The organism is Paractinoplanes bogorensis (assembly GCF_018829635.1).
Lineage (GTDB): Bacteria > Actinomycetota > Actinomycetes > Mycobacteriales > Micromonosporaceae > Actinoplanes > Actinoplanes bogorensis.
Genome location: NZ_JAHKKG010000003.1, coordinates 295,015 through 304,859 on the forward strand (window position 1 = coordinate 295,015; position 9,845 = coordinate 304,859).

The 9,845-nt window shown below is 68.1% G+C and carries 8 protein-coding genes; 4 read left to right on the plus strand and 4 right to left on the minus strand.

From position 1 onward, the window contains the following. Together KOI35_RS09960 and KOI35_RS09965 are read left to right on the plus strand one after the other, a co-directional pair. Nucleotides 1-363, plus strand: coding sequence for a DUF4389 domain-containing protein (locus KOI35_RS09960; RefSeq protein ID WP_215785834.1), 363 nt, complete (start codon nucleotides 1-3; stop codon nucleotides 361-363). Between the two features lie 74 nt (nucleotides 364-437). Continuing rightward, complete coding sequence (locus tag KOI35_RS09965; protein WP_215785836.1) at nucleotides 438-845, plus strand: DUF6069 family protein; 408 nt, start codon at nucleotides 438-440, stop codon at nucleotides 843-845. Nucleotides 846-897: 52 nt separating this feature from the next. Here KOI35_RS09965 and KOI35_RS09970 read toward each other — a convergent pair whose 3' ends face one another. Then, on the minus strand, nucleotides 898-2,370 hold the full coding sequence (locus KOI35_RS09970; RefSeq protein WP_215785838.1) for a multicopper oxidase family protein: 1,473 nt from the start codon (nucleotides 2,368-2,370) through the stop codon (nucleotides 898-900). A gap of 930 nt (nucleotides 2,371-3,300) precedes the next feature. Between KOI35_RS09970 and KOI35_RS09975 the strand changes: the two genes are divergently transcribed. Next, nucleotides 3,301-3,993, plus strand: coding sequence for a PAS domain-containing protein (locus tag KOI35_RS09975; protein WP_215785840.1), 693 nt, complete (start codon nucleotides 3,301-3,303; stop codon nucleotides 3,991-3,993). Between the two features lie 114 nt (nucleotides 3,994-4,107). On the opposite strand, the gene KOI35_RS09980 is transcribed toward KOI35_RS09975, so the two are convergent. The 3 genes from KOI35_RS09980 to KOI35_RS09990 form a co-directional block, all read right to left on the minus strand. Then, nucleotides 4,108-4,818 carry a LuxR C-terminal-related transcriptional regulator gene (locus KOI35_RS09980; RefSeq protein ID WP_215785842.1) on the minus strand — a complete coding sequence of 237 codons (711 nt, stop codon included), beginning with the start codon at nucleotides 4,816-4,818 and terminating at the stop codon, nucleotides 4,108-4,110. A gap of 194 nt (nucleotides 4,819-5,012) precedes the next feature. Beyond that, on the minus strand, nucleotides 5,013-6,863 hold the full coding sequence (locus tag KOI35_RS09985) for an ABC transporter ATP-binding protein (RefSeq protein WP_215785844.1): 1,851 nt from the start codon (nucleotides 6,861-6,863) through the stop codon (nucleotides 5,013-5,015). Beyond that, nucleotides 6,847-8,607, minus strand: coding sequence for an ABC transporter ATP-binding protein (locus tag KOI35_RS09990; protein WP_246612868.1), 1,761 nt, complete (start codon nucleotides 8,605-8,607; stop codon nucleotides 6,847-6,849). The genes KOI35_RS09985 and KOI35_RS09990 overlap by 17 nt, the downstream gene beginning before the upstream one ends. Before the next feature lie 143 nt (nucleotides 8,608-8,750). On the opposite strand from KOI35_RS09990, the gene KOI35_RS09995 reads away from it, so the two are divergent. After that, complete coding sequence (locus KOI35_RS09995; RefSeq protein WP_215785846.1) at nucleotides 8,751-9,782, plus strand: GDP-mannose 4,6-dehydratase; 1,032 nt, start codon at nucleotides 8,751-8,753, stop codon at nucleotides 9,780-9,782. The last annotated feature ends 63 nt before the right edge of the window (nucleotides 9,783-9,845 follow it).

Consider the following 9,845-nt stretch of genomic DNA (forward strand, 5'->3'; position numbering starts at 1 on the left):
ATGCGCAATGTCAACGGAAGCCAACACGACCGCACAGGCTCAGCCGGCGGTCTGCCCGCCGTCGATCAGATGCTCGGCGCCCGTGATGTAGGACGACGTTCCGCGACCTACGGCTACAGCTGGACCGGCGTCGGGGTCATCGGTCTGCTGGTGCTCATCGCCGCCGTCATGCTCGCGGTGACCGGCCGCTATCCGCGCGGCCTGTTCGACGTCATCCTCGGCCTGAACCGCTGGGTGCTGCGGGTCGCCGCGTACACCGCGTTGATGACCGACGCCTACCCGCCGTTCCGGCTCGACATCGGCGGCGAGGAACCGGTCGCCCGGCCCGTCGCCGTACAGGGATCCGGGCAGCTCGGATATTAAGGAAAACTCGGTGCGAAGGCCGCTAGCTTCGAGCCCGTACAGGATCGACGGTGTTCGACGGCGAGGTGGCGTACGTGTCCAATGACGTAAAGACGAGCCGGGGCGTGACGGGGCAGCGACTGGTCACGATTCTGGTGGCCGCGGCGGCGACCGCGGTGGTGTGGGTGATCGTGCATCTGGTCTTCGGGGTCGAGCTGTCCGCGCAGTCGGGCGGCACGGTGCAGACCGTCGGCCTGGTCGCCGTCATCCTGGCGACTCTGGTGGCCGGCTTCGTGGCGTGGGGGCTGCTGGTTCTGTTGCAGCGCTTCACGAAGGCGCCGGCCCGGAACTTCCTGATCGTCAGCGCGATCGGTCTGCTGCTCTCGCTGGGCGGGCCGGCCGGCGGCGAGACCACGGGCGCGAAGGTCGGCCTGGCCGTCCTGCACCTGGTGGCGGCGCTGGTCCTGGTGCCCGGCCTGGCGCGTACGGCGGAAAAGCCTTAGAAGGCAACGTCCCCGGACCCCGAGCGAACGGGGGTCCGGGGACGGGCCCGGGTCAGGAGACGCGCAGCTGCGCCATCATGCCCATGGCGCTGTGGTCGACCATGTGGCAGTGGTACGGGAAGACGCCCTTGTAGGTGTCGAAGGTGGCCCGCAGCGTCACGAACTCGCCCGGCCAGAGCAGCACGGTGTCCTTGAGCCCGGTCTCGAAACCGGTCGCCGGACCGCCGTTGCGCCCGGTCACCCGGAACTGCACCAGGTGCGTGTGGAAGTTGTGCGGGATGGTCTGGCTCGTGTTGGTGAGGATCCACTCCTCGGTCGTGCCGTGCTTGATGTCGATGTCGATCCGGTCGGGGTCGAACGCCTTGCCGTTGAGGAACGCGTTGGTGCCGGCGCCGACCTCGTCCATGTACATCACCATCTGGCGGGTGGTGTCGGCCTCTCCGATGGCGGGCAGCGAGCGCAGCGTGGCCGGGATCGAGCTCTTGTCGGGAGCCGGCCTGCCCACGTCGAACCGGATGACCTGGCCGATCAGCTCGGGGTCGCCCGGGGGCAGGTCGTTCTTGAGGATGAGCTGGGTGCCGGGCGGGTACTTGGAGAAGTCGATGATCAGGTCGGCGCGCTCGCCGGGCGAGATCAAGAGCCTTTCCGTCTCGTACGGGGCGGGGAGCAGACCGCCGTCGGCGCCGATCACGGTCAGCGGGGTGCCGTCGGAGAGGCTGAGCCAGAACATGCGCAGGTTCGACGTGTTGACCAGGCGGAACCGGTACTTGCGGGCGTCCACCTTGAAGTAGGGGCGGGGCCGGCCGTTGACCAGCAGCGTGGTCCGCTGGAAGGCGTCGTCCATGGTGTAGACGAGCTGGCCCTTGTCGTCGAGCCGCGTGTCGCTGAGCATCAGCGGCACGTCGTACTTGCCCTTGGGCAGCGGCAGCGACTCCTCGATCTTGTCGGTGAGCAGGTAGAGGTTCGCGAGGCCGCGAAACAGGTGCTCCGACTCGAGGTGGTGGGTGTGGTCGTGCATCCACAGGTTCGCGTGCGGCTGCAGGTTGTGGTACGTGAAGATCTTCGACTCGCCCGCCTTGATCGGGTCCATCGCGCTGCCGTCGCTGGCCTGCTCGGTCGCGCCGCCGTGCAGGTGCACCGTGGCCGGCTCGTTCAGGTGGTTCTTCTGCCGGACGACGACCTTGCGGCCCGAGCGGGCGCGGATGGTCGGGCCGGGGAAGCTGCCGTTGTAGGTCAGCACCTCGGTGCGGGCACCGGGGACGATGTTGGCGTAGCTCTTGCCGATGGTGACGTCGTAGTAGTCGGTGTCGCGGGTGACCCGGGACGGGCGCAGCGTCGGCGGGACGCTCAGCGGGACCGTGAACGCGGCGGGCGTGGACACCGGCTTGGAGGTGGCCGGGGTCGGCTTCGGCTTGCCGACCTCGCCGGCCGAGGCGTTCTGGGTGTGCAGATAGGTGGCGCCGGCGCCGGACGCGGCGACGATGCCGGCCGCGCCGAGGCGCAATATCTGGCGGCGTGAGGACACGTTCGCTCCTGATGATGGTGGGGATGCGGCGCAGCCGCCGTCAGACTGAGATGGGACCGCTCCCGACGGCTGGAAATCACTAGAGCTGCGCAGAAGCCCCCGGGCACGGCCCCCGCTGGTACCCACACGTACCGAAACTTAATGAACGTTTTGGAAGGCTGTCGGAAGCGGTCGCGTAGGGCCCTCGTAGGGGGATTCGCCGGGTACCTGGCCCGGCCGGCCGTGGGCGCCGTCACAGTCGGTCGCACGCCGCGCATTGGCCCCGGCCGGGCGGCCCGGAAACCCGGCCCCGAGACCATACTTTCGGTCAGTCGGCACCGGCCGAACCGGCGGCCACCATCCTTCGAAAGGCCGTCTCACCTCGGTGTTCGTGCCGGAGGGGGTGCGGGCGCGTGCGCCCGTGAATGAACTACGGAGCGTGGCCGAAAATGGCCGGTAGATCATCTCCGGAATTGCGCTGAAGCGTTTTCTCAATGGTCGTCCAAAGTGAATTTGGCAAGCCTTTTCGAAAGATCTTCAGTCCGTGATTCAAGGCCTGAAGATAGTGCTCGACAATGGCCTGTGGAGCGTGTGGAAACCGGTCACGGGCCAGGGTGCGGGGAGCCCGCTGCATGTTGGAAACCTGCTCTGAGCTGCATGAATGCACCACCTCGGCGTGCCCGTATCGACAGCGGGTGCGCACCGGGAAAAGTGGTGTCAGGATCAGGAACGCGATTGCCTCAACGCGCAAGTTTCACTCAAGAAGCACTCAAGAGAGGGGGTCCGCATAGGCCGGGGGAGTTATCCCACGTAGGCTAGTTGTAGTTTCAATCGTTGCCCCGAGTGAGCCGGAAGATTACGGGGCGATGTCACGGGGATGCCAGCTTGCTCGTCGTTGCCGGGGCCGTGCTGTGCCACGGCCGGATGTCTGTAGGAAGGGACTGGTGCGGTATGAACACCCTGGGGGATCGCCCGAAGTTTCTGGAGAACGCTCCCGTCGCCGTGATGGACTCGAACGAGTTCGCCGACGGCTTCCGATCCCTGTTCGAGCAGTCCGGCCTGTGCATGGCCAACCTCGACGCCCGGCTCCGGGTGCGTGAGGCCAATGCCGACTTCCTGCGCGAGGTCAACCGGCGGCCGCAGGACACGTACGACCGCCCGTTCCTCGCCCTGCTGCACCGCAGCGTCCGCAGCACCGTCGAGCACGAGCTGACCGAGCTCGTCGCCGGCCGTCGCGAGCGGTTCACCGAGCGCATCCTGGCCGTGCAGCCGGACGGGACGCTGGTGCCGGCCGAGATGACCGGGATCGCGGTGGCCGACGCCACCGGCAAGATCGACACCGTGCTCGTCATCGTCATCGCCAAGCCGCGTGAGGACGAGCGGCCGTCGCCGGCCACGATCAAGGTGACCCTGCAGCCGATGGACGCCCGGATCCTCGAGGGCGTGGCGGCCGGGGTGTCGACCGTCAAGCTCGCCTCGTCGCTGTTCATGAGCCGGGGCGGAGTGGAATACCGGGTCACCGCTCTGCTGCGGATGATGCGCGCCCCGAATCGGCCGGCCCTGGTCTCCAAGGCGCATTCGATCGGCATCTTCAACACCGATGTGTGGCCGCCCAAGGTGCACCCGGAATACGTAAAGTGCTGAACGGTTGATCTGCTCGCAACAATGGACCCCCGCCGAATCGGCGAGGGTCCATAAGTGCGTACGGGGGGAAACAAAAAAGAGGGGACGCCGGTCGGCGCCCCCTCTCTTCGGTAATCAGTAGATGAATTGCGAATCGGCCCGCGGGGGCCAGGTGCCGGCGGTGAGAATTCCGAGCTTGTAGGCCCGGGACACCAGGGCCGGCCGGTTGGGCGCCTTGAGCCGCCGCAGCATCGCGCTCACGTGGTATTCCACGCCCTGGCGACTGAGGAACAACTGACCCGCCAGCTGCACCGTGGAGGCGCCGGCGGCGACCCCCTCGAGGATCCGGGCGTCCACCTCGCTGAGCACCTTGGTGCTGGCCACGACCGGCTCCGGAGCGACCGGCTTGCGTGCTCTGACCAGCACAATCATGATGGCCGCGGGGTCGGCGCCGCTGACCCGCAGCGGCACCGCGGTGAGGTGGCCCTCGGCGACACTGCCGTCCGGCCGATAGAGCTGGACGTGTTCGCCGAAGCGCCGCTCGCGGCCCGTACGCAGGCCGTCGAGGCTGTTCAGGAGGCGCCGGCGGCACTCGGTGGGCAGGAGTGAGGTGAACTCCAGGCCTTCGATCTCGGCCGCGTCGCGGTCAAGCAGGGACAGCAGATCGACATTGGCCTGCTGAATTCGACATCGCCCGTCGAGTACGGCGATACCGACGCCGGATCGCTCGAAGAGCGTGCGAAAGAGTTCTCCGCTCCGGCTGCCCGCCGGGAGTAGCGCGGACGAATACCCGAGAACGTCCAATGGTGACGTCGAGGGTCGTTGTGATGCGTCGAGCACGGTCATCCTTACGGCTCCTAGTAGGAGTTTTGCGGATCGTCCGTCAGCGATACTAGGAGAATACATCGAGACTGGGCAATCGAGACCGGGAAAGCACTCACGAACTGCCCGTGAACCGGGGTGGCGGGTGTGCTGAATGGAAACAAGGGCAAAACAAAGGACGTTGCCTAACAGTTTTGAACTAGGGAAAACCCTAAACGTCAGGCGCCGTGCAGACCGGCGTAGACGCCGCCGGCCGCGATCAGTTCGTCGTGGGTGCCGCGCTCGACGATGTCGCCCCGGTCGAGCACCAGGATCACGTCGGCCATCCGTACGGTGGAAAGCCGGTGCGCGATCACGAAGCTGGTGCGCCCGTTCCGCAGCCGGCCCATCGCCTGCTGCACGTAGGCCTCGGTGCGGGTGTCGATCGAGCTGGTGGCCTCGTCCAGGATCAGCACCGCGGCCGGGCTGAGGAACGCGCGGGCCAGTGTGATGAGCTGCTTCTCGCCGGCGCTGATGGTGGTCGTGTCGTCGTTGAGCACGGTGTCGTAGCCGTCCGGCAGGCCCTGCACGAACCGGTCGACCCCGGCGGCGCGGGCGGCGGCCACCATCTCGTCGCGGGTCGCGTCCGGACTGCCGTACGTGATGTTCTCGGCCACCGTGCCGTGGAACAGCCACGGGTCCTGCGGCACCAGCCGGATCTGGGAGCGCAGCTCGTCCCGGGTCATCTCGGCGATGTCGACGCCGTCGAGCAGGATGTGCCCCGAGTCCACCTCGTAGAAGCGCATCAGCAGGTTGCCCAGGGTGGTCTTGCCCGACCCGGTGGAGCCCACGATGGCGACCAGGGACCCCGGCTCGACGATCAGCGACAGATCGCGGATGAGCGGAACGTCGGGCACGTACCGGAAGTTGACCCGGTCGAACTTGATGCGCCCGCGCACCCAGTTCGGGCGGTCCGGGTTCTCCGGGTCGGGGCGCTGCTCCTCGGCGTCCATCAGCTCGAAGATGCGCGCGGCCGAGGCCAGGCCGGACTGCAACTGCCCGGCCACACCGGCCAGCACCACCATCGGGCGGGTGAACATGCCGGCGTACTGGGTGAAGGCCAGCACCTCGCCCAGCGACATCGAGCCCGACGCGACCCGGGCCGCACCGAACAGCGCGACCAGCACGTACGCAAAATCGGTGATGAACCGGGTAGACGGCTCGATCAGTCCGGTGAGCGCCTGCGCCTCCCGTTCCGCCTCCGCGAGGGCCGCGTTCTCCTTGTCGAAGGCGGCGCGCACCTGACGCTCCCGGCGGAAGCTGCGCACCAGGTTGTGGGCCGAGTAGACCTCCTCGACCCGAGCCGTGATGGCCCCGGTCCCGGCCCACTGCGCGGCGAACCGGGCGCCCGCCTTCTTACCCACGAGGAACCACAGCGCGCCCGCCATCGGCACGGTGATGAGCACGAGCAGCGCCAGGGTGGGGGAGAGGACCAGCATCACGACGAGGACGCTGAGGATCGCGAAGAGCATGTTGACGGTCTGGCCGACGGTCAGCTGCAGGGTCTGCTGCAGGTTGTCGACGTCGCTGGTGACCCGGCTGAGCACCTCGCCCGGCGGCGTGCGGTCGTAGTAGCTGAGCGGCAGCCGGGCGAGCTTGCGGTCGACCTGGTCGCGCAGGTCGAACAGCACCCGCTGCACGGCCAGCGCGACCACCCGGCCCTGCAACCACAGGCACAGCCCACCGACCAGGAACACGACCAGGCTGGCCAGGACGACGGTGGCCAGCTTGGCGAAGTCGACGCCCTCACCGGGCACCAGGTCCATCGTGCTGAAGACGTTGGCCAGCGTGCCGTCGCCCTGCCCACGCAACTGGGCGAGCACCTGGTCCTTGCTCAGCGCCGGGTCGAGGGTGCGGCCGACCATGCCGGCCGCGATCAGGTCGGTGGCCAGACCGAGCAGGTACGGGCCGAGCAGGCTGGTCCCGGTCGACACGAGCGCGAGCAGCAGGGCGCCGATCAGGGCGGCGCGTTGTGGACGGAACGTGGCGAAGAGACGGCGTGCGCTGCCGTCCTTAGTCGTGCCCGGCATCCACGGGTTCCCTTCCGAGCGGCTGGGACTGCACGATCTCGCGGTAGACGTGGCTCTGGGCCATCAGTTCGTCGTGGGTGCCGTTGCCGGCCACCCGGCCGCCGTCGAGCACGACGATGCGGTCGGCCTCGAGCACGGCGCCGATCCGCTGGCTGGTCATCACCACGGTGGTGCCGATCAACGCCTCGCGCAGCGCGGCCCGCAGCCGGGCCTCGGTGCCCGCGTCGAGCGCCGCGAAGCAGTCGTCGAGGAGCAGGATGTGCGGGCGGCGGAGCAGGGTCCGGGCGATGGCGAGCCGCTGCCGCTGACCGCCGGAGAGGCTGCGGCCGCCCTGGGCGAGCTCGGTGTCGAGGCCGTCCGGCATGGCGGCCACGAAGTCGGCGGCCTGCGCGATCCGCAGGGCGGCCCACATCAGCGAGTCCTCGGCGTCCGGTGACCCGAAGTGCAGGTTGGCCCGGACCGTGCCGGAGAACAGCTTGGTGGTCTGCGGCACGACGCCGACGAGCGTGCCGATCCGGTCGGCGCCCAGATCCCGGACGTCGGCGCCGTCGACCAGGACCGCGCCGCCGGTCACGTCGTACTGGCGCATGATCAGGTTGAGCAGCGTGGACTTGCCGCTGCCGGTGCCGCCGACCAGCGCCACGGTCTCGCCCGGGCGGGCGGTCATCGTGACGCCGTTCAGCACCGGCTTCTCCGACCCGGGGTGGGCGAAGTGCACGTTGCGCACCTCGAGCCAGCCGCTGCCGGCGGCCCGGGTGCGGAACGGCTCGGGCACGCTCGGCGACGAGTCGAGGACCTCGGTGATGCGGCGTACCGAGGCGAACGCGCGGGACAGACCGGTGATGACCACCAGGATCATCACCATCGCGAGCACGATCAGCGTCAGGTAGCCGATCAGCGCGCTCAGCGTGCCCAGCTGCAGCGAGCCGCCGTCGACCCGCCGGCCGCCGAACCAGACGAGCGCGGTCATGAAGACGTTGGTCACCAGCGTCACCATCGCGGCGAACGTCGTCATGAGCCGGCCGACCCGCAGCGACGGCTGGAAGATGAACGAGTTGGCCGCGGCGAACCGGTCGTGCTCCCGTTCCTGCTGCACCGACGCGCGGACGATCCGGGCCCCGTTGATCTGCTCACGCAGGATCTGCGAGATCAGGTCGATGCCGGTCTGCAACTTCTCGAACAGCGGCGACATCGTCGCGATCATGTAGCCGATGCAGCCACAGACCACCAGGAACATGGCGACCAGCAGCAGCCCGAGCCAGAAGTCCTGGGTGACGGCCAGCGCCACGCCGCCGAGCGACAGGATGGCGGTGGCCAGTGCGGTGTCGAACAGGGTCAGCGTGAGCGACTGCGCCTGCTTGACGTCGTTGACGGTCCGGGTGATGAGCGACGGGGCGCCGAACCGGTCGACCTCGCGCGCCGACAGGCTCAGCACGCGGCCGAACACCGCCGCCCGGAGGTCCCGGCCGAGCGCGGCGGACACTGCCGCGCCCTTGCGCTGGGCCGAGATCGCCACGGTCACCTGAATCCCGGTGACGACCGCCATCGCGATGCCGACGCTGACGATCCAGCTCATCCGGCCCTCGACCACACCCTTGTCGATGATGATCGCGTTGAGCGTGGGCAGCAGCAGGATGCAGACGGTCTGCAGCAGCTGCAGCACCGCGATGATGGCGATTCCCGACCGGTACGGCCGCAGATAGGCACGCAGAAATCCGGTGAGCACCGCTTGAGTCCACCCCATGATCAGCCGGTAAATCACTAGGTTTGCCGCGCCGATCTCCGCAGATTTCCCTAGTCGTGATCCCCCTAATGTCCTCCGGAGTTGCGGTGCTGGACGAAGCCCGGCCTCGCGTCTCAAGCGAAGTGACCAGGGAGACGACACCGATGCCCAAACGCGCGCTGATCACCGGAGTCACCGGCCAGGACGGTTCCTACCTGGCGGAATACCTGCTGGAGCTGGGCTACGAGGTGTGGGGTCTGGTGCGTGGACAGGCCAACCCCCGCAAGTCCCGGATCAGCCGGCTCGCCACCGACCTCAACTTCGTCAACGGCGACCTGATGGACCAGGCCAGCCTGGTGTCCGCCGTGGACAAGGTGCAGCCGGACGAGGTCTACAACCTGGGCGCCATCTCGTTCGTGCCGATGTCGTGGGAGCAGCCCGAACTCGTCACCGAGGTCAACGGCATGGGCGTGCTGCGCGTGCTCGAGGCGATCCGGATGGTCAGCGGGCTCAAGACGCCGCACCGCGACTCCAGCGGTCAGATCCGCTTCTACCAGGCCTCGTCGTCCGAGATGTTCGGCAAGGCGGCCGAGACCCCGCAGTCCGAGACGACCAACTTCCACCCCCGTTCCCCGTACGGCGTGGCGAAGGTCTACGGCCATTTCATCACCCGGAACTACCGCGAGTCCTTCGGGATGTACGCGGTCAGCGGCATGCTCTTCAACCACGAGTCCCCCCGCCGCGGCTCGGAGTTCGTCACCCGCAAGATCTCGCTGGCCGTGGCCCGGATCAAGCTCGGCGTGCAGGACAAACTCCACCTCGGCAACCTCGACGCGGTGCGCGACTGGGGCTTCGCCGGCGACTACGTGCGCGCCATGCACGCCATGCTCCAGCAGGAGGACCCGGGCGACTGGGTGATCGGCACCGGTGTCATGCACACCGTGCGCGACGCCGTCGAGATCGCCTTCGACCACGCCGGCCTGAACTGGAAGGACTACGTGGTCATCGATCCGGCCCTGGTCCGCCCGGCCGAGGTCGAGGTGCTCTGCGCCGACACCACCCGCGCCTGCGCCGCCCTGAACTGGAAGCCGCAGGTCGCGTTCCCCGAGCTCATGCAGATGATGGTCGACTCCGACCTGCGTCAGGTGGCGCGCGAGCACGAGTACGGCGATCTGCTCACCGCCGCCAACTGGTGACCCTGTTCTGACCTTGCTTCCCACGCTTTCCAGGCTTTCGACGCGCGAGACGGGCTGACGTAG

Coding starts and splice junctions, on each gene's coding strand:
- KOI35_RS09960 (WP_215785834.1), top strand. CDS start 1: ATGCGCAATGTCAACGGAAGCCAACACGACCGCACAGGCTCAGCCGGC.
- KOI35_RS09975 (WP_215785840.1), top strand. CDS start 3,301: ATGAACACCCTGGGGGATCGCCCGAAGTTTCTGGAGAACGCTCCCGTC.
- KOI35_RS09980 (WP_215785842.1), bottom strand. CDS start 4,818: ATGACCGTGCTCGACGCATCACAACGACCCTCGACGTCACCATTGGAC.
- KOI35_RS09985 (WP_215785844.1), bottom strand. CDS start 6,863: ATGCCGGGCACGACTAAGGACGGCAGCGCACGCCGTCTCTTCGCCACG.
- KOI35_RS09990 (WP_246612868.1), bottom strand. CDS start 8,607: ATGGGGTGGACTCAAGCGGTGCTCACCGGATTTCTGCGTGCCTATCTG.
- KOI35_RS09995 (WP_215785846.1), top strand. CDS start 8,751: ATGCCCAAACGCGCGCTGATCACCGGAGTCACCGGCCAGGACGGTTCC.